The organism is Halovulum sp. GXIMD14794, from assembly GCF_054457455.1.
In genome coordinates this window covers 1-25,740 of sequence record NZ_JBTLNF010000005.1, presented here as the reverse complement: position 1 = coordinate 25,740, position 25,740 = coordinate 1, and the positions used below count along the sequence as shown (strand labels likewise).

At 61.4% G+C, this 25,740-nt stretch carries 18 protein-coding genes; 6 read left to right on the top strand and 12 right to left on the bottom strand.

Features of this window, described 5'->3' with window-relative positions; translation table 11 throughout:
* Positions 1 to 32: 32 nt before the first annotated feature.
* The 3 genes from ACW9UR_RS11880 to pobA form a co-directional block, all read right to left on the bottom strand.
* Positions 33 to 683, bottom strand: coding sequence for a DUF6639 family protein (locus tag ACW9UR_RS11880; RefSeq protein WP_458917785.1), 651 nt, complete (start codon positions 681 to 683; stop codon positions 33 to 35).
* A gap of 29 nt (positions 684 to 712) precedes the next feature.
* Positions 713 to 1,474 (bottom strand): hypothetical protein, encoded by a 762-nt coding sequence (locus ACW9UR_RS11875; RefSeq protein ID WP_458917204.1) that lies wholly within the window; start codon positions 1,472 to 1,474, stop codon positions 713 to 715.
* Positions 1,475 to 1,578: 104 nt separating this feature from the next.
* Positions 1,579 to 2,745, bottom strand: coding sequence for a 4-hydroxybenzoate 3-monooxygenase (gene pobA, locus ACW9UR_RS11870; protein ID WP_458917203.1), 1,167 nt, complete (start codon positions 2,743 to 2,745; stop codon positions 1,579 to 1,581).
* A gap of 84 nt (positions 2,746 to 2,829) precedes the next feature.
* On the opposite strand from pobA, the gene ACW9UR_RS11865 reads away from it, so the two are divergent.
* The gene (locus ACW9UR_RS11865) at positions 2,830 to 3,669 is read left to right on the top strand and encodes a helix-turn-helix domain-containing protein (protein ID WP_458917202.1); all 840 of its coding nucleotides are present in this window, start codon (positions 2,830 to 2,832) and stop codon (positions 3,667 to 3,669) included.
* Here the strand turns inward: ACW9UR_RS11865 and ACW9UR_RS11860 are convergent.
* From ACW9UR_RS11860 to hmgA, 4 genes are all read right to left on the bottom strand, one after another.
* On the bottom strand, positions 3,666 to 3,869 hold the full coding sequence (locus tag ACW9UR_RS11860; RefSeq protein WP_458917201.1) for a DUF2783 domain-containing protein: 204 nt from the start codon (positions 3,867 to 3,869) through the stop codon (positions 3,666 to 3,668). The two genes, ACW9UR_RS11865 and ACW9UR_RS11860, sit on opposite strands and share 4 nt — an antisense overlap.
* A 3-nt stretch (positions 3,870 to 3,872) precedes the next feature.
* Positions 3,873 to 5,489: an FAD-dependent oxidoreductase gene (locus ACW9UR_RS11855; protein WP_458917200.1), complete on the bottom strand. Its 1,617-nt coding sequence runs from the start codon at positions 5,487 to 5,489 to the stop codon at positions 3,873 to 3,875.
* A 62-nt stretch (positions 5,490 to 5,551) separates the two neighbouring features.
* The gene (locus ACW9UR_RS11850; protein ID WP_458917199.1) at positions 5,552 to 6,502 is read right to left on the bottom strand and encodes an MBL fold metallo-hydrolase; all 951 of its coding nucleotides are present in this window, start codon (positions 6,500 to 6,502) and stop codon (positions 5,552 to 5,554) included.
* A 20-nt stretch (positions 6,503 to 6,522) separates the two neighbouring features.
* Positions 6,523 to 7,884 carry a homogentisate 1,2-dioxygenase gene (gene hmgA / locus ACW9UR_RS11845; RefSeq protein WP_458917198.1) on the bottom strand — a complete coding sequence of 454 codons (1,362 nt, stop codon included), beginning with the start codon at positions 7,882 to 7,884 and terminating at the stop codon, positions 6,523 to 6,525.
* Positions 7,885 to 8,039: 155 nt separating this feature from the next.
* On the opposite strand from hmgA, the gene ACW9UR_RS11840 reads away from it, so the two are divergent.
* Both ACW9UR_RS11840 and ACW9UR_RS11835 read left to right on the top strand, forming a co-directional pair.
* Positions 8,040 to 8,480, top strand: a complete 441-nt coding sequence (locus ACW9UR_RS11840) for a MarR family winged helix-turn-helix transcriptional regulator (protein ID WP_458917197.1) — start codon at positions 8,040 to 8,042, stop codon at positions 8,478 to 8,480.
* A 73-nt stretch (positions 8,481 to 8,553) separates the two neighbouring features.
* Positions 8,554 to 10,203, top strand: a complete 1,650-nt coding sequence (locus tag ACW9UR_RS11835; RefSeq protein ID WP_458917196.1) for an FAD/NAD(P)-binding protein — start codon at positions 8,554 to 8,556, stop codon at positions 10,201 to 10,203.
* Positions 10,204 to 10,261: 58 nt separating this feature from the next.
* On the opposite strand, the gene katG is transcribed toward ACW9UR_RS11835, so the two are convergent.
* Positions 10,262 to 12,469 (bottom strand): catalase/peroxidase HPI, encoded by a 2,208-nt coding sequence (katG, locus tag ACW9UR_RS11830; protein WP_458917195.1) that lies wholly within the window; start codon positions 12,467 to 12,469, stop codon positions 10,262 to 10,264.
* A 220-nt stretch (positions 12,470 to 12,689) separates the two neighbouring features.
* Between katG and ACW9UR_RS11825 the strand changes: the two genes are divergently transcribed.
* Entirely contained in the window at positions 12,690 to 13,610 is a 921-nt protein-coding gene (locus ACW9UR_RS11825; RefSeq protein WP_458917194.1) for a LysR substrate-binding domain-containing protein, read from the top strand.
* Here ACW9UR_RS11825 and ACW9UR_RS11820 read toward each other — a convergent pair.
* On the bottom strand, positions 13,607 to 14,857 hold the full coding sequence (locus tag ACW9UR_RS11820) for an MFS transporter (protein ID WP_458917193.1): 1,251 nt from the start codon (positions 14,855 to 14,857) through the stop codon (positions 13,607 to 13,609). The two genes, ACW9UR_RS11825 and ACW9UR_RS11820, sit on opposite strands and share 4 nt — an antisense overlap.
* Positions 14,858 to 15,043: 186 nt before the next feature.
* Here ACW9UR_RS11820 and ACW9UR_RS11815 point away from each other — a divergent pair, with 186 nt between their 5' ends.
* Entirely contained in the window at positions 15,044 to 16,687 is a 1,644-nt protein-coding gene (locus tag ACW9UR_RS11815; protein WP_458917192.1) for a thiamine pyrophosphate-binding protein, read from the top strand.
* 14 nt (positions 16,688 to 16,701) lie between these two features.
* Here ACW9UR_RS11815 and ACW9UR_RS11810 read toward each other — a convergent pair whose 3' ends face one another.
* The 3 genes from ACW9UR_RS11810 to ACW9UR_RS11800 form a co-directional block, all read right to left on the bottom strand.
* Positions 16,702 to 18,531, bottom strand: a complete 1,830-nt coding sequence (locus ACW9UR_RS11810; protein ID WP_458917191.1) for a capsular polysaccharide export protein, LipB/KpsS family — start codon at positions 18,529 to 18,531, stop codon at positions 16,702 to 16,704.
* A gap of 73 nt (positions 18,532 to 18,604) precedes the next feature.
* Positions 18,605 to 22,492, bottom strand: a complete 3,888-nt coding sequence (locus tag ACW9UR_RS11805; protein ID WP_458917190.1) for a capsular polysaccharide export protein, LipB/KpsS family — start codon at positions 22,490 to 22,492, stop codon at positions 18,605 to 18,607.
* Positions 22,489 to 23,658, bottom strand: coding sequence for a glycosyltransferase (locus ACW9UR_RS11800; RefSeq protein WP_458917189.1), 1,170 nt, complete (start codon positions 23,656 to 23,658; stop codon positions 22,489 to 22,491). Before ACW9UR_RS11800 ends, ACW9UR_RS11805 begins: the two co-directional genes overlap by 4 nt.
* A 1,298-nt stretch (positions 23,659 to 24,956) precedes the next feature.
* On the opposite strand from ACW9UR_RS11800, the gene ACW9UR_RS11795 reads away from it, so the two are divergent.
* Positions 24,957 to 25,589 (top strand): sulfotransferase family 2 domain-containing protein, encoded by a 633-nt coding sequence (locus ACW9UR_RS11795; RefSeq protein WP_458917188.1) that lies wholly within the window; start codon positions 24,957 to 24,959, stop codon positions 25,587 to 25,589.
* The last annotated feature ends 151 nt before the right edge of the window (positions 25,590 to 25,740 follow it).

Here is a 25,740-nt window from a genome sequence, read left to right as displayed (position 1 = left end):
GACGTCTATCAGAAAGCATCGACACCCTCGGCTCAGGGCCGTGGTCTGTCGAGGAAGTCCTCTCCGGCAATCAGCGATCGAATGTAGTCGCAGCCGCGCGGATGGTTCGAGAAATGGCGCCAGGCATCCTGAGCGAACCGTTCGGGTGACAGGCCCAGTAGCACGGTACTGAAATCCGAGCGGCTGACCTCCAAGTCGGGAATACCGGCCTCGAAGGCAGTGCGATCCGCTATAGGAAGGGAAAGCACCTGCATGGCATAGGCGATGTACTCGGCGGTCACCCTGCAAGTTTTCAGCGGGCACGGAACTGAGTCATAGGCCGCATGGGCCAATTCGTGCGCGATCACGCTGTCGAAGTAGGAGCCCAGCGAAACGGAAGAAAAGGCCCCGTCCCTGCTCCGCGAGTCGTCTAGGGCGTTCGGAGACAGCGCTTCGATCCTGCGCTCACCACAGTGGTAGACGCCGACACAGCCGGCCTCCAACGCGTCCACCAAGACGATATCGATCGACTGGTCCGGTGCCACCCCGCACGCTTCGAGGGTCGGCGCCACGCGCGAGACGGCTTCGCAGACCCTTTCGGCCAGCACGCCGGTTCCAGCCTGTGCGGTGATCCCCGCTGAGCATTGTCGCTCGGCCGCGTGGAGCGCCCCCGCAGTTTCGGCGAACAGCACCGCGCAAGCCATCAGCTTCGGCCACGCAGCATGCAAAAGTCTCATCGCTCGTAAGTGTACCCGAACCGCCGCTCCTGTTTCATGTCCAGTTTGGAGAGCATGAACGCCCTATCCTCGTCGGACAGGGTTTCGGGCGGCAAATCGATCTCGTCGTCGCGCTTGCGCCAGAACATGTGGTGGCCATAGGTTCCGTCTGCCGGACGGAACGGACTGCGCGGGGTCAGCGCGAAAGCCTCGGCGGTTTCGGTGATGAAGCGTTCGGGATCGTCCGCGACACGCTCAAGCGGGACGACCAGAACATTGCCGGCCCGAAACATGTAGCCCATATGCGCCGAGAGCTTGGCGTTGCGCAGCATGAAGATGTTGCCGAAAGACCGGCCGGTGAGCGGATGCCGGTCCCATTGCAGCGCCTGCCCCATCCGCGCGTCCCACGGGGCGAGCCGGGCCCGCACGTCCAGCCGCACCTTGGTCCGCCAGGCCGATCTGATGAATTCGGGGAACCCGTGCTTCGTGACCCCCGGGTTCGCATGCCAGGGGCGCGCGTAAAGACTGCGCGCCCAGTCGTCCGCCCGGCGCGCCACCACCACCACCAGAAGATCGGGTGCGACCGCGACGGCTGAGGGGAACCCGTGTTTCCAACCCAACGCACTGCTCGGCTTGAGCGGCAGGTTCTTCCGAACAAGGTGATGCAAGTAGTTTGTGCCCGAACAGCGCTCGCCGATCACCTGGAACCGCCGAGGCCGTGTTTCGCCCCGGCGCAGAGCGACGAAGACGCCGTGCTGCCGAAGCCGCTCACCCTTCATTCCCGTCCCGCTGCATTGCGATCCCCGATCGTCAAATCCCCTTAGAGCCGGGGCCGTTAGCGGAAATAACTATAGCAGCTGCAACCGATTTCCAAGTTGCCGCCTCAGAACGGTAGCCCGGTGTAGTTCTCGGCAAGGTCGCGCCTCGCGGTCTCGGACTGCGCCAGATGGTCGAGCGTCGCGCGCCGCATCTGCCCGGCGAACTCGTCTTCGCCGTCGAACGCATGCATCATCGTCGTCATCGACCAGGAGAAGCGCATCGCCTTCCAGATCCGCCGGAGGGCGCGGTCCGAATAGGCGTCGATCCCGCTGCGGTCTCCTTTCACTGCCTCTATCAGCGCCTCGTGCAGGTAATGCACATCCGAAACCGCCAGGTTCAGACCCTTGGCACCGGTGGGCGGCACGATATGTGCGGCGTCCCCTACGAGGAACAGGTTGCCCCAGCGCAGCGGCTCGGAGACGAAACTGCGCAGCGGGGCAATGGATTTCTCGATCGACGCGCCCGTCACCAGCGTAAAGGCGACCTCGGACGGCAAGCGGCGCTTGAGCTCGGACCAGAAGGCGTCGTCGGACCAGTCCTCCGGTTTGTCGGACAGCGGCACCTGCACGTAGTAGCGGCTCAGCGAAGCCGACCGCATCGAGGCCAATGCGAAACCGTATTGCGAGTTGGCGTAGATGAGTTCCTCGTTTGCGGGCGGGGTACGGGACAGTATTCCCAGCCAGCCGAACGGATAGACCCGCTCGAACTCCCGGCGCCTCTCTTCCGGGATCGTCTTTCGGCTGACGCCGTGGAACCCGTCGCAACCGGCGACGAAGTCGCAAGTGATCGTCTTGCGCTCACCGCGTTGTGTGAACGTGACCGTCGACTGCGCCGCATCCAGATCACTTATCACCACATCCGAAACCTCATGCAGGATCGTCGTGCCCATCCGGTCTTGGGCCTCGTAGAGATCCGCCGTCACCTCGGTCTGGCCATAGACCATGACCTGCCGTCCGGTGAGCGCCTTGAAGTCGATGTGCACCATCTGCTCGTCGCTGGTCAGCCAGCAGCCGTCATGCGGCAGCCCCTCGCGGTCCATGCGTTCGGACACGCCCGCCTCGCGGAGCATCTGCACGGTGCCCCACTCCAGCACGCCGGCACGGATCCGCCCCAGCACATGCTCCCGGGTGGTGCGTTCGAGGATGACGGTCTCGACGCCCGCGCGGTTCAGCAACTGCGACAGCAGCAGACCGGACGGTCCGCCGCCGATGACGACAACCTGGGTTCTCAATCAAGCCTCCCTTTTCGGGCATGCTAGTCGCAGGCGGTATCGCCTTGAATGGACCGGCGCGGCCATCGCTGGTACGAATCGTGCATGACTCAACTCCGTATCCCCGAGTTCGCCCTGTTCGGAGAGACCTCCGCGTTTCCGGATGTCGTGCATTGCGAACGGATCGGCGACCGGGCACCGAAACATGGCTGGGTGATCGAACCGCACCGGCACGCCGAGATGGCGCAGTTGTTCCATATTACCGCTGGGCAAGCGGACGTGCGCATCGACGGGCGGGCGGGTCAGATGGGGCCCGGAAGTTATCTTTTCGTGCCGCCAACCATCGTGCATGGCTTCGCGTTCGAGCCGGAAACGGACGGGCTGGTGATGTCGTTCCCGCAGCCGGTGGTCAACGGAATAGCGGGCATGAACCCTGCCCTTGCACGCGCGCTGTCGCAGCCGTTCGCGGGGTGCGCCGATACCGATCTGGCCGCCCTCTTCGAGCAGTTCCGGACCGGGTTCGCTGCCACCGGCCCATTCCGCGCGCAAGTGCTTGTGGGACTGGCACACGCCCTGCTGGCCCGTGCCGCCGAAAATGCGCCTCAGGCCGGAGAAGCCGCGGCACCCACACTACTGGAGCGTCTGGATACGCTAATCGGACAAAGACATGGGGGGCCATGGCGGCCCCGCGATTATGCGGCGGCTCTGGCAGTAACGACCGGGCATCTCAGCCGGGTGTGCCGCGCCGCCTCGGGAATGGGCGCGGCAAGCTATATCGAGCGCGCGACCATGACCGAGGCCTGTCGCCTTCTGGCGTTCACGCAGATCCCGGTCGCCGAAGTCGGCTATCGCTTGGGCTATGCCGACCCGTCCTACTTTTCGCGCCGGTTCCGCACGCGGGTTGGGCTGCCGCCTTCGGATTATCGGGCGCGGTTCGTCGGCTAGGGCGTCCGACCAGAGTTTCGCGCTTCGGCCACAGCCTCGGAGAGCACCGCGCGATCCCCGATGTGGTTCGCCAGCAGCAGCACCAGCCGGGCGTTGAGCGCTTCGCTTTCAGCCTCGCTCAGCCCTTCGTGGGCGGCGAGAAGTTCGGCGTAGAAACCGTCAGGGTCAGGGATGTTCAGCGTTGTGATCAACTTGGTCATGGTTCAATTCCCGCAGGCGGTCCGCAGGGCATGTTTCACCGCATCCGCCTCGAAATCCTTCCAGCGCGCAGCGACATGCTGGTCAGGGCGGATCAGGTAGACGGCGCTGCTTGCCCCACCAAGGTAGCGTTCGGCCAGCATACCGCTGGGATCCTCTGTAGCCGAAAGCGAAACGCGTTTTGCCGCGGTAGCCCCATTTGCGATCTCTTCGGGGGCTACCACGTCTATGGTCAGCAGCGTGAAGCCATTGCCCAGGCGCTGTAGCAGGAAATCAGAACCAAGGGGTACATCGAGACAAGGACTACCGGGCCGGGTGCGTTCAGGCCCGCCGGGTAGTGCGTCCTCCCCGTTCAGGGGTGATCCGTCGTAGGTACAGGGCACGCTCAACCGGCCGGAATTCACGAGCGGCCGCGCGAACGGGTGATACTCGGCGAGGTCCAAGACGGCATTGCGGAATACGTGGCTGACCTTCGACTTCGGCGTTATGAAGTCCGTGGAGCGCGTTGAATTAAGTATATTTTCATCCGCCCCATGCTGCCGTTCGACATCATAGCTGTCGAGCAGGCCGTCTGGCGCCTCGCCCCGGATCACCATTCCCAGTTTCCAGCCGAGGTTGTCCACGTCCTGCATTCCCGAGTTCGCTCCGCGCGCCCCGAAGGGCGAGACCTGGTGCGCCGCATCCCCCGCGAAGATCACCCGTCCGTGGCGGAACTTCTTCATCCGGCGGCACTGGAACGTGTAGATCGAGGACCAGACCAGCTCGTATACCACCTCCGGCCCCAGCATCGCGTCGAGCCGGCGGCGGATGTTCTCTTCCTTCAGCTCCTCCTTGCGGTCCACGTCCCAGCCGATCTGGAAGTCGACCCGCCAGATCCCGTCCGGCTGCTTGTGCAGCAGGGCCGAAGCGCCGGACTTGAACGAAGGCTCGAACCAGAACCAGCGCTCGGTCGGGAAATCCGCGCTCATGCGGATGTCAGCAATCAGAAAACTGTCCTGAAAGACCCGCCCCTCGAACTCGAGGCCCATCATGCCGCGCAGCGGCGAGCCGGCCCCGTCGCAGCCGATCAGCCAATCGGCCTCGATCTCGTAGGGCCCGTCGGGCGTGGTGATTGAGAGGCGTACGTGGTCCTCATGCTGTTCGACCGCTTCGACCCGGTTCTTGCCGCGCAGTTCAATGGGCGCGCCCGCCACCTGCGCTTCGCGGATCCGCTCGACCAGAATGCGCTCGAAATTCGGCTGCTGCAGGTTGATGAAGGCCGGGTATTCGTGACCCGCCTCGGGCAGCAGGTTGAACTCGTAGACCTTGCGATCATCGTGAAAAACCTTGCCGAGGTTCCAGACCACGCCTTTCTCGACCATCGGGCCGGCGCAGCCGTATCGAGCGGCGATCTCCAGCGTCCGTTTCGAGAAACAGATCGCGCGGGAGCCCATGCCTATGCCCTCGTGATCATCGAGCAGCACGACCGGGATGCCTTGCAGCCCCAGGTCCAGCGCGGTCGCGACGCCAATGGGGCCGCCGCCCATGACCACGACCGGATGTCGGGCTGGCGTAGCGGCGTCCTGGTCGGCCGATCGCTCGTAGGGATAGAGCCTGAAGGCGAGGCTGTAGCGCTCCTGCACCCTGCATTTCCTCCGCAAATTCGGGGCACGAGACCTTCTGCGTGTCACACCGCCCGAAAGGATCAGCCCTGCAGGGCCGCCCACATGTCCTTGTCGCGTTGCGCTGTCCAGATCCGCGGCGTGTCGATGCCACGCGCCTCGTCATAGGCGCGGGCTACGTTGAACGGCAGGCAATGCTCGTAGATCGCGTAGTCGGAAAACTTCGGATCGCATTCCGCGCGCACCGCGTCCCACGCCTCCCTGAGCGAGCCGCCGCGTGCCACCACACGTTCGACCGGCTTGTAGGTCGAGCGGACGAAATCCGCAGTGCTGTCTATGGCCTTCTCGACCATCTCGGGGCCGATCAACGCATCACCCCTGCCCGGCGCGATGGCCTGCGGCTCGAAAGCGGCGATATTGGCAAGGGTCTCGGGCCAATCCTCGAAATGCCCGTCGCCGCAGTAGCAGGCCGAGTGGTACTCGACGATATCGCCGGTGAACATCACCTCCTGATCGGGCACCCAGATCACCGCGTCGCCGGCGGTGTGCGCGCGGCCGAGCTTCATGATGTCGACCCGGCGCGTGCCGAGATAGACGGTCATTCCTTCCGAGAAGGTCGTGGTCGGCCAAGTCAGGCCGGGGATTTCCTCGTGCCCCTGGAACAGACGCGGGAAACGCTCGAACTCGCTGTCCCAGTCTTCCTGACCGCGCTCGGCAACCATCGCACGCGCGGTATCGGACATGATGATCTCGCGCGCGCCATAGGCGGAAGCGCCCAGCACGCGGACCGCGTGGTAATGAGTCAGCACCAGATGGCTGATCGGCTTGTCAGTAACCGAGCGGACGCACTCGATCACCTTGCGCGCCAACCGAGGCGTGGCCTGCGCCTCGACGATCATTACTCTATCGTCGCCGATGATGACGCCTGTGTTCGGGTCGCCCTCGGCGGTGAAGGCGTATAGCCCCTCGCCCACTTCGGTGAAGCTGACGGTCTTTTCCGCCATATCGCCGGCGGATGCGAACGCCTTGGTCATTCGGTCTCCTGTTCTTCTTGTCACTTGCGGCCGGGCGTGCCGTCGAATTTCTTCTCGAGGCTGTCCCAGCAGTCGATGTAGTCGTCCTGCAGCGGCGCTTCCTTCGCGGCGAAAGCGGTGAGGTGCTGCGGGAAGCGGGTCTCGAACATGAACGACATCGTGTTGTCGAGCTTGTCGGGCTTCAGATCGGCGTTCGAGGCCTTCTCGAAGGCCTCGCGGTCCGGACCGTGCGGCAGCATCATGTTGTGCAGGCTCATTCCCCCCGGAACGAACCCCTGCGGCTTGGCGTCGTACTGGCCGTAGATGTTTCCCATCAGCTCGGACATGACGTTCTTGTGGTACCAGGGCGGGCGGAAGGTGTCCTCCATGACCATCCAGCGCTCGCGGAACAGGACGAAGTCTATGTTCGCGGTTCCCGGCATCCCCGATGGCGCCGTCAGTACGGTGAAGATCGACGGGTCCGGGTGGTCGAAAAGGATCGCGCCGATCGGGCAATAGGTCTTGAGGTCGTATTTCACCGGCGCGTAGTTGCCGTGCCAGGCGACCACATCGAGCGGCGAGTGTCCGATTTCGCAGATGTGGAACTGGCCGCACCACTTGATGGTCAGGGTCGAGGGCACCTCGCGGTCCTCGAACGCCGCCACCGGCGTCTTGAAGTCGCGCCGGTTCGCCATGCAGTTTGCACCGATCGGGCCGCGGCCCGGCAGTTCGAATTTCTGGCCGTAGTTCTCGCAGACGAAGCCACGGGAAGGCCCCTCGAGCACCTCGACCCGGTAAACGAGGCCGCGCGGGATCACGGCGACCTCCTGCGGCTCGAGGTCGATGACCCCCAGTTCGGTGCAGAAGCGCAGCCGCCCCTCCTGCGGGACGATCAGCAGTTCGCTGTCGGCCGAGTAGAAATAGGCGTCCACCATGGACTCGGTGACCAGGTAGACGTGGCTCGCCATTCCGATCTGCGTATTCACGTCACCGGCGGTCGTCATGGTCCGCATCCCGGTAAGCCAGGTCAGCGGCTGATCGGCGTGCGGCACCGGATCCCAACGGTACTGACCCAGCGAGATCACGTCGGGGTCGATCTCGGGCGCGGTCTTCCAGTACGGCAGATCGATCTTCTTGTAACGGCTGGAATGTTTTACCGATGGCCTGATCCGATAGCACCAGGTGCGTTCGTTCTGGTGGCTGGGCGCGGTGAAGGCCGTGCCGGACAGCTGCTCGCCATAAAGGCCGTAGTTGCATTTTTGCGGGCTGTTCATTCCCTGCGGCAGCGCGCCGGGCAGCGCCTCGGTCTCGAAATCATTTCCGAAGCCCGGCATGTAACCTTCGTGGGTGCCTGTGGTGTCGGTCGCCCGGATCATGCCTTTCGGCAGCTCCTGAATCGTCATGACCCCTCTCCCCGTGATGTGCCGTTTTCCAGGGCCCTGCCCCGGACTCAATCTGTTCAGATCATTCGTTGCACATGCAACGATGTCAAGCTATCGCTTGCATTACGGGCTTCTTGACGCCAGCAGAACAGGATCTGGTAACCCAGCGAGTTGACATGACCAGCCAAGCCCCCGCGTTCGATCTCTCGACCTATCTGCCGTATCGGATGACAGTGGCGGCCGAGAAGCTCAGCACGAGCCTTGCGAAGCGGTACCGGACGCAGTTCGGCATCTCGATCGCCGAGTGGCGGGTGCTCGTGCACCTGCTTCACTCCGGCGAGGTTTCGGTGCGCGATCTGGAGCAGCGTGTGAACCTGGAAAAATCCAAGGCCAGCCGTGCCGCCACCCGGCTCGAGGCCGAGGGCTACATCACCAAGGACCGCAACGCCGAAGATCGGCGGCTGATCAAGCTTGCGCTGACCGAAAAGGGCCGCGCACTCATGTGCGAACTCGTGCCCCTGGCCACCGCGTTCCAGGACCGGCTGCATGAGGTGATCGCCGAGCACATGGCCGGGCTAGACGCCGCGCTCGATGCGATCATCGACGAGGACCTCTAAGCGGCCTGAGCTTGCCAAGCGGGCGCCGCGCCACAGTTCACCGGGCAGACCGCAATTACGGTGGATGCCGCGCATGTCCGAGTCTCACTATTGCCGTATCGCCATCATCGGAATGGGCCCACGCGGCCTCGGCGCCGTTGAGGCGCTGGCCGAACGTATGAATGACGCAGGTACCACGCTTCGGATAGACGTTTTCGACCCGACCGCCGCGCCCGGCGCGGGGCCGAACTTCTCGCCCCGACAGAACCCGCTGTGCCTGCTCAACGTTCCCAACCGCGAGATTGCAATCGCTGCACCCTCCTACCCCGGCGCGCGGCTTCCGGCATTCGCCGATTGGCTGCAGGAACCCGCGTGCGATCCCGAACGGTTCCCGGCCCGCGCCGAGCTTGGCGGGTATTTCATGACCCGCCTGCAGCAGATTTCGGAGCGTGCGCCGGCAACGCTGCGGCTGACGCTTCGAGCCGAGGCGGTGGAAGAGCTAGAGCGCACACGCCACGGCTGGTGGCTGATCGCGAACGGCGAGCGACGCGGGCCATTCGACGAGGTGCTCATGACGCCGGGACAGCCTCGCACCAAGCCGGACACGCAGCTGGCACGCTGGCAGGACCACGCGGAAAGCAACGGGCTCGACCTGCTGCCCGCCTATCCCGACCATGCGCTGCTGCGCGCCGCGCAGGGATGGGCCGGGAAGCCGGTGGCGATCCGTGGGCTGGGTCTGTCGACGCTCGACGTGCTGCGGCTTCTGACCTGTGGCTGCGGCGGGCGGTTCGAGGGCGGACGCTACGTCGCCTCCGGCCGGGAGCCCGCGCGCATCCTGCCGTTCTCGCTCGACGGTCACGCCCCGGTGCCCAAGCCGGCGAGCGCCGAGATTGACCAGCTCTTTGATCCGCTGACCCAAGAGACAGAAGCTTTCGCAAGCGCCCTCGCTGACGCAATACGGCAAGAGCCGGACGAGGCGCTTCAGACCATCTGCGACGCGATCCGGACACCCGTGACCCGGATCCTCTGCCATCGGGGTGTGAGCGACGATGTGGTTGCATGGCTCGAGACCGAGCGTGACAATCCGGGCGCGCAGGAATCCCGCTCGGCCGTCGCCGCGCTACGCGCAGGCATCGCCATGGCGCACGGGGAACAACCGCCCTCAGCCGGTTTCGCGGTCGGTCAGGTCTGGCGGAAATGGCAGGATACGCTGCGGCGCGGGTTCAATCCCGGCAGCGCCGCCCCCGAGACAGCCTCGGCGCTTGTGCGCTTCGACGAGCGTCTCAAACGCTTCTCCTACGGCCCGCCGGTCCGCTCGGCCGAAGAACTGCTGATGCTGATAGAGGCGGAGATCGTCGATCTGCGTGCCGTCGAGGACCCTGACATCGCCCTGACGCCCACCGGTTGGAGGCTGGTCGAGGATGATACCAGCGCCGAGGTCGTGGCGATGGTCGATGCGGTGTTGCCCTCGCCGGATCTTGGCGCTGTGACGGACCCGCTGATTGCGGGCCTTCGCGATGCGGGCACGCTTTGCCCGGTAGTCGACGGGCTTGGCGCACGGCTGACACCGGACGCCCAGGTCGTTGGGCGCGATGGCACCCCCGCACCGAGTCTCTCGCTGCTGGGACGCATGGCGCTCGGCAGCGTGATCGCGGTCGACTCGATCCACGATTGCTTCGGCGCCGCAGCCGACCGCTGGGCGGATGGTGTGCTGGCCCGCGCACGCGCCAAAGCCCCCGCCTGAACGCAAACGGCGCCCCACGAGGGGGCGCCGCCACTGTGTTGAAGAGCTACCGCCGGGATCACTTCAGATCGAAGCGGTCCAGGTCCATCACCTTGGTCCAGGCCTTCACGAAGTCCTGCACGAAGGTCTCCTTGGCATCGTCACAGCCATAAACCTCGGCCAGCGCCCGCAATTGGGAGTTGGAGCCGAACACCAGATCGACACGGGTGCCAGTCCACTTCGGCGCACCGGTCGCCCGGTCGAGCCCTTCGTAGATGCCCTTTTCGCCGTCCTTCTCTTTCCACATGGTGCCCATGTCGAGCAGGTTCACAAAGAAATCGTTGGTCAGCTGGCCCGGACGATCGGTGAACACGCCGTGCTGAGTTCCGCCGAAGTTGCTGCCCAGCATCCGCAGGCCGCCGACGAGGACGGTCATTTCGGGTGCGGTCAAGGTCAACAGCTGCGCGCGATCGACCAGCAACGCCTCGGTCGGGACCGAATAGTCGACCTTCAGGTAGTTGCGGAACCCGTCGGCCTCTGGTTCGAGGAAGGCATAGGAGTCGACGTCGGTCTGCTCCTGGCTGGCATCCATACGGCCGGGGGTGAAGGGCACCTCGATGTCGTGACCGGCATCCTTCGCCGCCTTCTCGACCGCGGCCGAGCCGCCGAGGACGATCAGGTCCGCAAGCGAGACCTTCTTGCCGCCCGACTGCGCGGCGTTGAAGTCCGATTGGATACCCTCGAGCACCGACAGTACCTTCGAGAGCTGGTCAGGCTGGTTGACCTCCCAGTTGCGGGCCGGTTCCAGCCGGATGCGGGCGCCGTTGGCCCCGCCACGCTTGTCCGAGCCGCGGAACGTCGCGGCCGAGGACCAAGCGGTGTAGACCAGCTCGGACACGCTGAGATCCGAGCCGAGGATCTTTGCCTTCAAATCCGCGATGTCCGCGGCGTCGATCACCGGGTGATCGCAGGCCGGGATCGGGTCCTGCCACAGCAGATCCTCGTCCGGCACTTCCTCGCCCAGCAGACGGACGCGCGGGCCCATGTCCCGGTGGGTCAGCTTGTACCAGGCGCGGGCAAACGCCTCGGCGAACTCGTCCGGGTTCTCGTGGAACCGGCGCGAGATCTTCTCGTAGACCGGGTCCATCCGCATCGCCATGTCGGCGGTGGTCATCATCAGCGGAACCTTGCCCTCGCCGTCCACCTGGGGCGCCATGTCCTCTTCCTTGAGGTCCTTCGCGGCCCACTGCTTGGCGCCGGCAGGGCTGGTGGTCAGCTCCCATTCATAGCCGAACAGCACGTCGAAGTAGCCGTTGTCCCACTTGATCGGGTTCGGGGTCCACGGGCCTTCAAGGCCGCTGGTGATGGTATGACGACCGCTGCCGGTGACATGGGTGCTGGTCCAGCCCAGACCTTGCTCGGCGATGTCTGCGCCTTCCGGTTCGACCCCGACCAGCGACGCATCGCCCGCACCGTGGGTCTTGCCAAAAGTGTGGCCGCCGGCTGTCAACGCAACGGTCTCTTCGTCGTTCATGCCCATGCGCGCGAACGTCTCGCGGATGTCGCGTCCCGAGGCGACCGGGTCCGGATTGCCGTCGGGACCTTCCGGGTTCACGTAGATCAGGCCCATCTGCACTGCGGCCAACGGGTTTTCCAGCACGCGGTCACCGGTGTAGCGGCTGTGAGGCTTGTCGCTTGTGGCGAGCCACTCTTCCTCGCTGCCCCAGTAGATGTCCTCTTCCGGCTCCCAGATATCCTCGCGGCCACCGCCGAACCCGAAGGTCTTGCCGCCCATCGACTCGATGGCGACGTTGCCGGCGAGGATGAACAGATCGGCCCAGCTGAGTGACTTGCCGTATTTCTGCTTCACCGGCCACAGCAGGCGGCGGGCCTTGTCGAGGTTGGCGTTGTCCGGCCAGCTGTTCAGCGGGGCGAAACGCTGCGAGCCAGAGGACGAGCCGCCGCGGCCATCACCGGTCCGGTAGGTGCCGGCACTGTGCCAAGCCATGCGGATGATGAACGGGCCGTAATGGCCATAGTCCGCCGGCCACCAGTCCTGGCTGGTGGTCAGGGCCTTCTCGATCTCCTGCTTCACCTCCTTGAGGTTCAGTTTGTTGAACTCTTCGCCGTAGTCATAGCCGTCGCCCATCGGATCAGTCAGCGAGCTGTTCTGCGACAGGATCTTCAGGTTCAGCTGGTTGGGCCACCAGTCCCGGTTCGAGCGGGCCCCGAAATTGGTGTGGATGACCGGGCACTTGCCGGTGCTGGGGGCGTCGTTGCCGTCCATGGTTCTCTCCGATCTGGATCTGGTTCGCGGTCGATTTGGCGGATGGGACAGGCGCTCAAACCAACGATCCACCGCCCGGGCCACCAAGCCTAATCTTGCTCGGCGCACAGACGGGTCCGACACGGTTTTGGCGTCTCCCCCGAATCCTGTTTTAGAACCGTACCAAACCAGACCCATCAAGCTAAGTTGAATTTCCTAATCACCGCGATAAGCTGCGCTTATGAAGAATCTGACATTCAAACAGATCCGCTATTTCGAGGCGCTGGCTCGGCATGGCCATTTCGGGCGGGCCGCCGATGCCTGTGCCATCTCGCAGCCAGCCCTCTCGATGCAGATCCGCGAGCTCGACGATCAGCTGGGCACCGCGCTTTTTGAACGAAGCGCGCGGCAGGTCCGGCTGACCGGTTTCGGCGAGGAGTTCGCCACCCGTGTCCGCGATGTGCTGCGCGCGGTCGAGGAGCTGGGCGATCTCGCCGACGCCTCGCGCGAGGGGCTGGTCGGCCCATTCCGGCTTGGTGTGATCCCGACGGTCGCGCCCTACCTGCTACCCCGGATCATCGGCGACCTGTCACGGCTCTACGCGGGCCTCGATATTCGGGTGCGCGAGACTGTGACCTTGCGGCTGATCGACGAGTTGGCGGACGGTCGACTCGACGCAGCCATCGTCGCCCTCCCCGTCTCCGAGCCCGCCTTCACCGAAGTGCCGCTGTTCTCCGAGACCTTCGTGATGATCCGCCCGCTCTCCGACGCCGAGCGCCCGGTCCCGAATGTCGAGGCGCTGCGCGAGATGCGGCTGCTCCTGCTCGAGGAGGGCCATTGCTTCCGCGACCAGGCGTTGAGCTTCTGCAACCTGCAATCCAGTCGCCCGCGCGAGGTGCTGGATGCGAGTTCCCTGTCGACGCTTGTGCAGATGGTCGGCGCAGGGATCGGCCTGACACTGATCCCGGAAATGGCCGTTCCGGTCGAGACGCGCTCGGCCGCGGTTTCAGTCGCGCGCTTTCAGGATCCCGAGCCGGAACGGACAATCGGCATGATCTGGCGCAAGTCCAGTCCGCTCGCCGACCGGTTGGAGCAGATCGCCGAGTCCGTCCGGCAAAGCGGCGAGGCCATGCGCGCGGAGCACCGGGCCGCGGCGCTCTAGCGCTTCGAGACGGGTGTCATCTCGACACTGGTGGCACCGCCCGGGACATGCCGGGCGCGCTCTGCCTGCTCGGGCGCGTCGCGATGGCGCATCTGGTAGAAGGCGAAGACTGCATGTGCCAATGTCACGACCGCCATGAACCATGTGGTCGAACGGTCTCCGAAAACGGCCGAAGTCGCACCGGCCAACAGCGGCCCCATCACGCCGCCGAGGGTATACACGAATAGCAGCGTCACAGCGGTCGAGGCCACATAGACCGGCACCGTGCGGTCCATCGCATGAGCCGTAAGCAGCGAATAGAGCGTCAGCACCGCGCCACCCAGGATCACCATCAGCCCAAGCACCAACCACATCGGAACCTCTTGGAAGGGCGCCTCGGGGTCCGGTGTCCGGCCCGAAGCGAGGAAGGCCAGCACTACCAGCGTGGCCCCGCAGACCAGCGTCACTGCGAGGATCACCAGCCGCCTGTCGATACGGTCGGACGCGCGCCCGAGCGGGATCTGGAACAGCACGCGTCCCACGTAAACCGCGCCGATCACCAGCGCGATAGTCGCGGTCCCGATCCCGAGCTCCGACATTCGGAACGGAAACACGTTCAGAAGTAGGGTGACTACCATGCCGTTGATGAACGCCCCGGTGACAGCCGTCGGCGACTCGCGCAATGTCGCCTTGATCCGCACGACCGCCTTGGTCGCCGAAGCCGGTGGCGCGGTGCGTGTCGAGGTCAGCACAACGATCGCAAGGCTGAAGAACATCGTCGTCAGAACGAACGACCGTTCCAGGTGAACGACAGCGGCCACGCCGAACTGGCTTGCGATCGACGCGACACCAAGGACCACGGAGTAGATCGCCAGCGTCCGGCCACGCACCTCCGGCCCGGCGGTATCGTTGATCCACGCATCCCCGATTGCATAGAGCCCGGCCGTCGCAAGGCCGGTGACGAAGCGCGCGAGCAGCATCGCGCCGATGCTGTCCGACAGGGTCAGGCTGAGCGTCGCCATGGTGCAAAGTGCCGCCGCCGCAGCGAAGGCGCGGATGTGTCCAATACGTAGTAGCGGGCCGCCGATGAAGAAGCAGCCGATCAGGAAACCCAGCGAATACGACGAGGCGACCAGCGACGCCGCCTCCTGGCTGCCGCCGACATCCGAGACGCGCAGCGCGACGAGCGTTCCCAACGCCGCGGTGGCGAAATGGATCGACCCGACCGAGGTAAAAAGCGAGCGCAGCGTCAGAAGCTGTACGTTCATGGGCGGTGCAACCTTCCGGTTCCTGGATCGTGCGCTGGCCTGCCGATCCTAAGCTGCCGCCCCCCGGAAACAAGCGCACAGGATGCCGCGCCGGCGTGTCGGCGGTTGTATACCCGCCGGACACATGCTCAAGATCAAGCACGGCTGTTTGGCCGGCATGAAATTAGCTGCAATCGCGGAGGCACCATGTCCAACCCTGTCCGGAAGCACGGTGGTCAGCTTCTTGTCGAATGCCTGAAGGCGCAGGGCACGGATCGGGTTTTCTGTATCCCCGGCGAAAGCTACCTTGCCGCGCTGGACGGTCTGCTCGATTCCGGCATTCAGACCGTGGTCGCCCGCCAGGAAGGCGGCGCGGCGATGATGGCAGAGGCCGACGGCAAGCTGACCGGACGCCCGGGCGTCGCCTTCGTGACCCGCGGCCCCGGCGCGACCAACGCCTCTTCCGGCGTACACGTCGCGATGCAGGACTCGACGCCGATGATCCTGTTCGTCGGTCAGGTCGCCAGCGACCAGCGCGACCGCGAGGCGTTCCAGGAGGTCGATTACCGCGCGATGTTCGGCCCGCTCGCCAAATGGGTCGCCGAGATCGACCGCGCCGACCGGATCCCCGAATACGTCAGCCAGGCCTTTCACGTCGCGCAATCCGGACGTCCCGGCCCAGTTGTCCTGGCGCTCCCCGAGGACATGCTCTCGGGTCCGGCAGAAGGGGCTGCCGTCCCGGCGGCCGTGATCCCCTCGGGTGCGGCTGCCGAGCGCGATCTCGACGCAATCCTGGCGCGCCTCGACCAAGCCGCGCGCCCTTTCGTCATCGTCGGCGGCAGCGGCTGGTCCCCCGAGGCCGCCCGTGCCCTCGGCGAGTTCGCCGAAGCCGCACAAATCCCGGTCGGCGCTTCCTTCCGCTGTCAGGACTTTCTCGACAATCGCCATCCGAACTACGCCGGAGATGTCGGCATCGGCATCAATCCGGCCCTGGCAGACCGGGTACGCAATGCCGATGTGATCCTTGCGCTGGGCGCACGGCTGGGAGAGATCACCACCAGCGGATACACCCTGTTGGAACCGCCGGTCGCCGCGCAATCCCTGATCCACGTCCACCCGGATCCGTCGGAACTGGGGCGGGTGTATTACACTACTCTACCCGTCGCGGCCCGGGCAGGCATCGTGGTTCAGCAGCTCGCCGAACGACGCTGGACTCCCTCAGCCGACCGAACCGCGCAGGTGCGCGCGGCCCGCGCCGACTACGAAGCGTGGCAACAGCCCCAGGAAACTCCGGGCAGCCTGAAGATGGAACGGGTGATCGCCCATCTGAACCAGGTGCTCCCGGACGATGCGATCCTGACGAACGGAGCTGGCAACTATTCCGCCTGGCTTCACCGCTACTACCGCTACCGGGATTTCCGCACCCAGCTTGCACCGACGTCCGGTTCGATGGGCTACGGTCTTCCGGCGGCGATTGCCGCCAAGTTGCGCCATCCGAACCGAGATGCGATCTGCCTGGCGGGCGACGGCTGCTTCCAGATGGTCTCGCAGGAGTTCGCAACCGCCTGTGAACAGGGCGCAGCGGTGATCGTACTGGTATCGAACAACGGCATCTACGGCACGATCCGCATGCACCAGGAACGCACGTACCCGGGACGTGTGTCAGGCACCAACATGGGCAATCCGGACTTCGCCGCCCTCGCCCGCGCCCACGGCGGCTTCGGTGTAACCGTCTGCGGGGACGATGAGTTCGCAGATGCTTTCGCAGATGCCCGTGCGTCCGGCCTGCCCGGCATTCTGGATCTCAAGGTCTCTTCGCACGCCCTGTCTCCCAGAATGAGCCTTTCCTGAGTGCAGTTAACGGACTAGCGCACCATGAATAGCGGTCCGAATGACAAGCGTTGACCTGCACCGGTCGGTAGCCCGAGGAAATATTGCAGGTTTACAGCCGTTCCGAGGACTGCGTCGCTGAGATATACCGAGAACTTGAACACTCTCGGGTGCACACCGAAGATCAGCGGCTTCTCGTAGAGAATGCGCCTGTCGCCACTGGCATCGTCCCTATACACCCCAGTGAAGAGCGTCACAGCCTCGGAAGCGGACCCGACAAAGAATACATGCAGCGGCCCCGGCATGTTTCTGCGGAAGAATTCAATATCCAAGGTAAAGTCGATCTGCGACCAGCGTGGAGCCGTGGAGAAGCTACCGCATTCGAAATGAAGCGGAGCCGGCGCGGCGGAAGTGCCAGTCTCCTCACGGCGGACCCGATACACGATCGGCGGACTGTACGCCGGCTCGTCAAATGACACCGTCACTCCGGGAGCAATGTCTGCAAGATCCGACATCGCTACTTCCCAACCGGCACCCGCCCTGAACAGGCGTGTGGCTCCCGGGGAGACATCGTCTGTCACGACGCGTTCACCCTTTGCACTCATCCACCGGAGCATCGTCGAAAGCTTGTCGGCAGATGCGGGGCCGGATCCAAGATGCGCATCTTCGCGACGAGGTTTAGCCTTCCAAACGGTCCCCTTGTCTCGTTGCTCCCTGAGGTATTCCACCGCATCCTCGACCTCTACCCGGCCATCGGATCCCGGAAGGGCATAGATCGCCCAACGGATCAAAGCCGCATAAACGAGATCTGCAAGACTTCGGCGCCGTGAACGGTGCGGGATCGTCAGGCGGTCGTCGGTGAGCCCCCACCCGGCGTAGAACGGAGCCCCAAACACTGTCACCTGTCGCCCGGCCAGCAGCGCTTCGAAACCGATCTGGCTCGAGCAGACATAGACCTGGTCCACCGCGCGGAGCAGGTCGATCGGGTTGGCCTCTTCCCTCAGGACCGTAACGTTGGGATGCGCCAGATCTTCAGCTGCGAAGTGCGGTTTGTAACGGGTCGAATTGGCAATGCTGTCCGGATGAATCTTGACGTAGATTTCCGCTTCCGGGTGTTCCGCAATTGCAGCCGAAAGCATCCGCGTGAAACTTTCGGGCGTCGCTCTTCCAAAGAGGATGGACGCATCACCCCCTGCTTGATCACAGACGAGTACCTTGCGCCGTCCCCTTCGGCCCAGTGACAGCTTGCGACGCGGCTGGTGATTATACTTGGTAATCGCGAGTTCAACGATCCTGTCGCGCAGATTGAGCGCTCGCCTGCGCTCCGGCAAGGTAAGCTCGCCAAGCCCGTTCAGATCCCGGATCATCCGGCTGGGATAGTCCGCCATGAAGTAGTGAGACCGATCGTCGAGCATGTACCCGACACAGGCGTTTTCGACCTTTTCAGCCCCCTCACCGCCGGCCCAGCCCTTCGTTGAAGCTATCAGTCCGGTTTCAACGAAAGCGAACTCGCCCCCCGTCGGCATAGTAGAAAGAAACTTTGTCGTCATCGAACGACCAACCGCGCCCGGCGCGACACTTCCGTAGATCAGTCCGTGTTGCCGGGCACACCAACCGCCGGTATCAAATGTGGAAAGGTTCGCGAAGACGTTCTGCAGGTTCCGGTGATACCCGTGATCCGCGATGCTCGCTTCGATATTCGTGACGAGAGGTAAAGCAGATAAGCGCGCGGCGATAGCTGAGGCGCTCGGCGGAACGTCACCTCGTCGCACACTTTCGAGCAACTCAATGAATCGACGCCGCCCAAGCGTTGCCTCGTTGAATTTGCCGGGCACAGCAGCCATGGGCGGCAGCACCGATCGCATTACATCTTCACGGGGCGAGAACCAAACCGCGGGTATCGCCATATGGTGTTTGGAGTGTAATTGAAAACAGCCATCAGTTCGGTCTGATCCGGGCTCCGAGGATTGAGAACGTAGCCTTCTGATAAGCGGAAACGACGACCTCCACGTCTTTCCTGCCGGCACTGCTTGGCAATTCGAATCCGAGCACGACCTTCGTGCCTCCTCGCACACTCAACTCGCTGTCAACCTCACCAAGTGTAGTATTCCCGCCATCGCAAATTACACGCAGCCGAAGCCAATATGGCGTCTTCCGCAGAAGGCCCGAAATCGGTCCGTGGTCGGCCGAAAAAATCATCTCAAGGCTGTATTGCCCCGGATCGAGCACAAAGTACGGCCCAGCCAGCACCCGGCGCGCTTTCCCGGGAGAAACCCGTATGAAACCGTTGCCGCTTCTTCGTGCCCGGGGCCGAAGGTAGAGGTTCTCAAGAATATCCAACCCACTGCCATTTGCAAAACGGGCAGAACTTCGATCTGCGTACTCTACGCTTGGGACCCTCTGCTTTTCGCCGTCGTTCTGATCTAGGCGCGGCGCATTACGGCTGTAAGCATCTAGGACGGTTTGGAAACCTAGCTCTTCTACCGGCTCTTCGTCGACGATCAGTTCTGCGGGTGGCTCGCGAAACAATACACCATCCTCGCGGCCGAGGTAGGTTTCTGCAATCCGCCGATTACCCTCTGCGACACTCTCGCGAATTCGGGTACGAAGCTTTGGCCCGAACATGTCAGGCGCACCACGCTGCACGCGACCCCGCTGCTTATCAAGATTGACCAAGCCTTGCGTCGCTTCCTCAACAAAACGGAAATACGCGTCCGCATCTTGGTACGGCAAAGTATTGAACCGACGCAGAATCTTAACGGCGCCTGCAGAAAGCGACGCCTCATTCCTCTCGCGCAAAGAAAGCGGCGGTAGATCACGCAACTCCGGAAGCTTGGCAGCCTCCGCGAAATCGGCGACGATGTCTCCATTGACCAGGGCTGAGCGCTCATAAGGGCGAACGACTATGCGATCTCTCCCTACAGCATCCGCCCAATGCTCAAGAAGCCCTGCATAGTCCAGAAGCGACTGTGTTTCGCGGCGCATTAGCCACTCTTCGGGCTCAACATCAACCCGGTTTACCGCTCCTCCCGCAACAAACTCACAGTACTGGGAGTTTGCCCAAACGTCTTGTTGGCGAAGATAAACAACTACTTCCAAGTCGTATTCGGAAAGCCAACCAGCGATCAACGATGACCTACGGTTCAGAAAGAACGCCTCGCTTGACAGAACGACCGTATGAATGCTGTCACCGAGCATACTAAGTCCGGCTTCGAACTTATCCCTCAATTCTTTGTCGCGACCGGCTGCCGCGCGAGTAAACTTCGAATGCCCCGCTCGCTTGTGTGGCCGGTCGGGCTGCCAAAAAAGGCCGATTTCCGGGAACCAGATACCTCGCCGCAATAGGTCTGGCCGGTTCCGCTCCATCAGATTTTGCAGGTATGTGCTTCCGGTCTTCGTACTGCCGATGTGCAAAATTACCCTTGGGCGTCCGGTAGGCTTGAGCCCAGACGATTGGACCAAACCGACTCGCTCATTAAGTGCATATTGGTTCAGAGCTCGTTGCCACTCCGCTTGACCGTCGTTTTCCGGGCTTGACAGATATTCACTGTAAAGCTTCTTTTGGGACACAGGTCGGAGTTCAAGTGCCGCGTCAATCATTTCTGCCTTTCCAGCCCTGATCGCCGCAACAAGTAATGGGTAAGCACCAGCCCTGACATGGTCTCGCGACAGTTGCTCCGGTCCAAAATTAAAGTCATCAGGCAGAAAATCAGCACGAACAAAGATATCCCTGATCAAAGAAATATACTCGTTCAATCCAACATTGACCGCCCCAGACATCACGCTCTTATAGCAAAACCCGAAGAACTGATAATGGGTGTACTGGGAAAATATGAACTCCATATGCTTGCGCAGAGGACTATTACGTTCGAATGCGTTAGATTCTTCGAGTAGATTCGCGACCTCTTGAAAATTTCGAATCTGCAAATCAAAATCACGCTGACCCTTGGTCCGGCGCGCGGTCGAATTCGGCCGGACGCGGTAAACCATGGCCTCGCTCTGCGATATCGCGATATGCTCCGCCTTCAAGAGCGCCTTCAGCAGGAAGGGCCGCTCTTCCCATTGAGTATTTATGAAGCGGATCTCGTGGCGGTTCAGAAACTCCCTTCGATACAGCCATGTCCAAAAATGTCGGTTGTGTAGAAGGTTAGGTGCATCGGAGAACGATGTATCCCCGACCGAGTCCACGAAATGACGCTCCGTGTCGTCAGCTCGCCGCCGCACCAGACGCCCTTGCGCGTCTTCGACGCGCTCAAACATCTTTTTGCCCCTAACCATATCGCTCTGATTTTCAACAGCAATTCTGTAGACTGTTTCGAGATGATCGGGCGAAGCAAAGTAGTCATCGGAATCGAGGAACCACACGAACTCACCGCGAGCGGCATCTATCCCGTGGTTCCTGGCAAAGCCTTGGCCAACATTCTTATCAAGTACGATTGGACGGAAACGCGGATCTTCGGCAGCAAACCGATCGATGATCTCTTGGCTGTTGTCCGGACTACAATCGTTAACAGTAATGATTTCAATATCACGAAGCGTCTGCTTCTGTATTGAAGCTAGGCATACTTCTAGTACCCTCTCTACACCGAACACAGGCAAGACCACCGATACCTTCGGAGCAGTTTCCTCGGTGCAAATCTGTAGAGGCAAGGATACTGGACGATTTTCGACGACGAAATCGATCACATCCTCGATTTCGCACGGAGCTGGCATGTCCGGACGGTGATAAATTGAATACCAGATGTAGAATGCGTGGAAAACCTCTTCCAGCGTTCTGCTCCGCTCCCGGTGCGGAACCGGCATCCGATCGTCGGTCAAACCCCAGCCGGCATAGAACGGTGCTCCAAAGCATACCACTTTCTTTCCGGCAAGCAGTGCTTCGAAACCCATTTGGCTCGAACCAACATAAACCGTGTCGACAAGTTCGAACAGGCTGTGGGGGTTGAGAGGCTCTCGCAGGATCCGAACTCGATCACTGTTCTCCAGATGCGTAAAATAGCCCTTTCGCTTGTCTGGTTCCCACGCGGTGTCAGGGTGCACCTTTACGAGTATTTCAGCATCGGGGTTTTCGGTGACCGCTGACAGAAGCATATCCTCGAAGCGGCGTTCATCCAGCCCACCGTACAGAACTGAAGCATCGGCGAAGGTTTGATCACAAACCAGCACCCTTCGTGAATACCCTTCCCCCATCACGGGGACACGGAGCGGCTGCGCATTGTATTTCGAAATACGCTCGCTCACGATCCTGTCGATTACGCCCCGCGCTCGTAGCGCCTGGAGAGCATCGAGATCCTGGAACCGATTCAAATAACGGATAAGCCGGTTCGGATAGTCCTTCATAAAGTAGAAAGACATGTCATCGTAGACATATCCTAAGCAGGCATTTGTCCCGTTCGCGTCATGAAATCCATGAGACCAACTCTCGGTCGCCGCAACGAAGGCCATCTCTATAAAGAAGGCTTCTCTTTCCGGTGAGGTCGGATCTGCAAAGTGCGCCACGGCGCCGGGATGCGAATGTTTCTCGCTAGAGAAGACCGATCCGGTTATCAGCCGCGTCCTTGTCTGTTCGAAGCGAGAAGTGTCGTTGAAGGGAACGAGCCGGGGAAAGACCATACCAAGGTTGCGTGGGAATCCTTCGGCAAGATTTCCTCCAATATAGCCGATACCAATTTCCTGATCGAGCAGGCCAAGGACGCGGGCGCGAGGACTTACATTCTCGAAAGGTGCATTCTGCCGCTGCTCGAGATACTCGAGGAAACGTGCGTACGCCTCTGGCGTCCATCGACGTTGTTCAGTGGCACCGACGCGCGTGTTCATTTTGTTCATAAAGCTCCGCTCCCAGCCTGCAGCAAGTTCTTCAGCCGCACCTGAGCGACTGCTTCAGGCGAAGGATTCATCGCTGCAGGTCCAGCTGTGAGTGCTTCCTCAAACATTGCCATCCACTGCTGAGAGATCCTGTCCGGATGGTAATGGTCGTTGTACCTATCATGAGCCGATTTCCCAAGCCGCAAGCGCAAAGAGGCATCAGCCATAAGACTATCAAGACACTCAGTAAGAGACAGCTGGTGCTCCGCATCACCGAAAATCATCCCGGATTGACCGTGCACCAGTGCCTGGGTTCGCCCAACGGCTCCGTCGAAAGCAACGATCGGAAGCCCATGAGCCATAGCTTCGAGGACATTCATCGGGAAAACTTCGGCTCGCGATGCAGATGCAAATATCTGCGCCTCGCTGTAATGTTCATAGGGATCGTTGCTCTTGCCGGTAAAAATCACACGCTCTGACAGACCAAGTCCATCAACCAACTCCTTGAGCTGCCTTTCCTCTGGTCCGTAACCAACAAGTCGAAGGTCCCAGTTCGCATAGCGGGAAGCCAGTGAAGAGAACGCATGGACTAATCCCGCTGTGTTCTTCCGCGCCACAAAGCGACCAACCGCTATTATTGTCATTCGGCGATCTTCTGAGCCTTTGGTATCGGCTATGCTCTGCGCAGGCTCCACACCATTCGGAACCACACAAATTCTCTCCTGAAGAAAATCAGGCAGGGTCCGTCTCAAATCGTTCAGCAAAAGGTGGATGCGCGTTGCCCCAGAAAATACAGCTATGCGTTCTTCAGGAGCGAATGTCTGATGGATCGCGGTCCACTTAGGATCCGCATGCTCCGAGACAACAACTGGAACACCCAACCTATAGCCAATATACACCGCGTTAAAGAACCGCCGGTTCATATCCAACGCGACGATCAGATCCGGTGCGGACTGCGATACCTCCAGTAAACACGGAAGCTCATTCTTCTTAGACATCTTTTCTGGAAGGTAGCGGAACGCAATCTCCGGGCTCAATGGCCACTGCGGCTCCCCCCTGCTATCGTCGTACGTGAAAACCGTTACAGTGTGACCATGCGCGACAGCGGCATTGGCCATCATCGAACCTACTTTCTCGGTTCCACCTCGGCTCTTCGATATCCAGGGTATAATAAAGCTGATATTCATCTGATCATCCTCAACATCGTGAGCACTAACTAAACTGCATCGTCGGTGCAATGCGTCATCCGGAAGCTGAATGCCACGTTGCGATTCCGCCTCGTTATGCTCGAAAAGCAGTTGGCACGAACAACACGGGATGCACCAAAGGCATCACTGAAGAAGGCCAAGATCGACGAGGAGACAGCGCGGTCGCTGGACACCAGGATCGTATGAATTTCGCCAGAGTACACCACCGGTCCGAGAGAACCCGCCAATGCCGTCGCAAAGTTTTTTCGGCACGAAAGCCCGAGCCCTGGATTGGCAATTGAGGTGCGGAATGATCGTGCGCTCGTACCCAGCGCTGTCGGTCGGTAGCGCAATGCCGCTTGCTGTCGATCCATCAAAAGCCGAACACCAGCAATCCTGCCAAAGGGCGCAAGACCTACCCCAACCTGCTAGGCGGGCTGCGGGAAGGTCGCCCAGCCATCTCTGGTGCGCCGATTTCCCCTACCAGCCGATGCGGCGAGGCTTACACTATCCGAGCAGGGTCACGGATTGGCTTACTGGCAAGGTCCTGGCCTGTCGCATCTCAAACACACTGGAGGTGGATTTCTGCGGCGAGGCCCTGAACGAGGAGGTCCAGCGCTTCGGCCCACCCGGGTTTATGGACACAGATAGTAGCTCACAGTTCACGTACTTTGCCTCAACCAATCGGATGAAACGGATCGGCACTCGGATCTCCATAGACGACAAGAGGCGCTGCCTCGACAATATCTTCATCGAATGTTTTGGGCGCCATCTGAAGTATGAGTGTGTCTATCTGCATGCGTGGGAGAACGGCACACAGGCCTAGGTCGGGATTGGCCGGTGGACCACCTACCACAACTACCAGCACCCCCATGCCGCCCTTGGCGGACAACCGCCTGCCGCGGTCTACTTTAACCAGATTGAAACAGACCAGCATGAGCGGACAGTAGCCATAATCACACCAATTCTGTCCAGCAGATGGGGACTAGCTCACTGCAATATCCAACGAAGATACAGCACGATAGGCTACAAGTCCCCGGCCGCGCACATGAATTCTACCCGCGGACCTGCTGCCCGCCAGCTTCGGGCGCGGCCAATCACATACGGCAGCGGTCACGGGCGGTGCAAATCTTGCGGCTATTTTTCAATGCCTTAAATGAAAAATTTCGCCTATACTGAGCAAACTACCTTGCCAGCGCACTCCACGAACCCGAGTTCCTTTCAAGCGCGGCTTGCTCCAAAAGCGCGTCCACAATACAAGTCGCGACCACCGCCATTCAATATGGAGCATCCCGCGCATGGGACTTTACCGTTTCGAAAGCATGATCCTGTTCTTTGTGCACATTCCCAAGACAGGCGGAACAAGCCTTGAGGCGGTTTTCAGAGAAATGGGGGCGAAAGAGGCACTTATTCACAATAAAACGTATGGGTACTCCAAGTGTACGCCACAACATATGCACGCAGACATATACACAAACTTTGTTGATAGCTCTTTCTACGATTATGCTTTCGCTGTTTGCAGACATCCGGTCGATCGCATCGTTAGTGAATTCAGGATGCGACAGAAGGGGCTACCCGTCGGCACGACCTTCTCCGAATGGTTAACCACCACCTTGGAACGCTACGAACGCAACAAGTACATTTATGACAACCATATCCGCCCCCAAGTCGACTTCATCACTGAGAATTTGGATGTCTTCAAATTGGAAGATGGCTTAGCGCAGCCAATAGAAAGGGTCGCAGATCTCACAGGCGCGCCAAAGCCTGAGTCCGTTCCGACGAAACGAAAAAGTTCGCGAGGGAACGTACGGATTTCCGACACGGACCTCGAAATAATCCAAAACCTTTACCGGAGAGACTTTGAGCGCTTCGACTATACGATCACGGACAGCCCGGCATTGGCTCACCGGCACAAATCCATAGCCTCCTGATCTTCACAACAGCCAGAGGCTTTGAAATCAGGTGACCTGAGACCCGTTTCTTCCTCCAGTTTCGGGTAGAGTCCGCCCCAACCAGGAGACGGACGATGAAGCGATCGAGGTTCACGGAAGAGCAGATCATCGCGATGCTGAAGGAGCAGGA

Excerpts from the sequence above, each read along its gene's own strand:
- ACW9UR_RS11880 (WP_458917785.1), bottom strand. The coding sequence starts at position 683 with ATGGCTTGCGCGGTGCTGTTCGCCGAAACTGCGGGGGCGCTCCACGCG.
- ACW9UR_RS11875 (WP_458917204.1), bottom strand. The coding sequence starts at position 1,474 with ATGAAGGGTGAGCGGCTTCGGCAGCACGGCGTCTTCGTCGCTCTGCGC.
- ACW9UR_RS11865 (WP_458917202.1), top strand. The coding sequence starts at position 2,830 with ATGACTCAACTCCGTATCCCCGAGTTCGCCCTGTTCGGAGAGACCTCC.
- ACW9UR_RS11860 (WP_458917201.1), bottom strand. The coding sequence starts at position 3,869 with ATGACCAAGTTGATCACAACGCTGAACATCCCTGACCCTGACGGTTTC.
- ACW9UR_RS11850 (WP_458917199.1), bottom strand. The coding sequence starts at position 6,502 with ATGACCAAGGCGTTCGCATCCGCCGGCGATATGGCGGAAAAGACCGTC.
- hmgA (WP_458917198.1), bottom strand. The coding sequence starts at position 7,884 with ATGACGATTCAGGAGCTGCCGAAAGGCATGATCCGGGCGACCGACACC.
- ACW9UR_RS11840 (WP_458917197.1), top strand. The coding sequence starts at position 8,040 with ATGACCAGCCAAGCCCCCGCGTTCGATCTCTCGACCTATCTGCCGTAT.
- ACW9UR_RS11835 (WP_458917196.1), top strand. The coding sequence starts at position 8,554 with ATGTCCGAGTCTCACTATTGCCGTATCGCCATCATCGGAATGGGCCCA.
- katG (WP_458917195.1), bottom strand. The coding sequence starts at position 12,469 with ATGGACGGCAACGACGCCCCCAGCACCGGCAAGTGCCCGGTCATCCAC.
- ACW9UR_RS11825 (WP_458917194.1), top strand. The coding sequence starts at position 12,690 with ATGAAGAATCTGACATTCAAACAGATCCGCTATTTCGAGGCGCTGGCT.
- ACW9UR_RS11820 (WP_458917193.1), bottom strand. The coding sequence starts at position 14,857 with ATGAACGTACAGCTTCTGACGCTGCGCTCGCTTTTTACCTCGGTCGGG.
- ACW9UR_RS11815 (WP_458917192.1), top strand. The coding sequence starts at position 15,044 with ATGTCCAACCCTGTCCGGAAGCACGGTGGTCAGCTTCTTGTCGAATGC.
- ACW9UR_RS11810 (WP_458917191.1), bottom strand. The coding sequence starts at position 18,531 with ATGCGATCGGTGCTGCCGCCCATGGCTGCTGTGCCCGGCAAATTCAAC.
- ACW9UR_RS11805 (WP_458917190.1), bottom strand. The coding sequence starts at position 22,492 with ATGAACAAAATGAACACGCGCGTCGGTGCCACTGAACAACGTCGATGG.
- ACW9UR_RS11800 (WP_458917189.1), bottom strand. The coding sequence starts at position 23,658 with ATGAATATCAGCTTTATTATACCCTGGATATCGAAGAGCCGAGGTGGA.
- ACW9UR_RS11795 (WP_458917188.1), top strand. The coding sequence starts at position 24,957 with ATGGGACTTTACCGTTTCGAAAGCATGATCCTGTTCTTTGTGCACATT.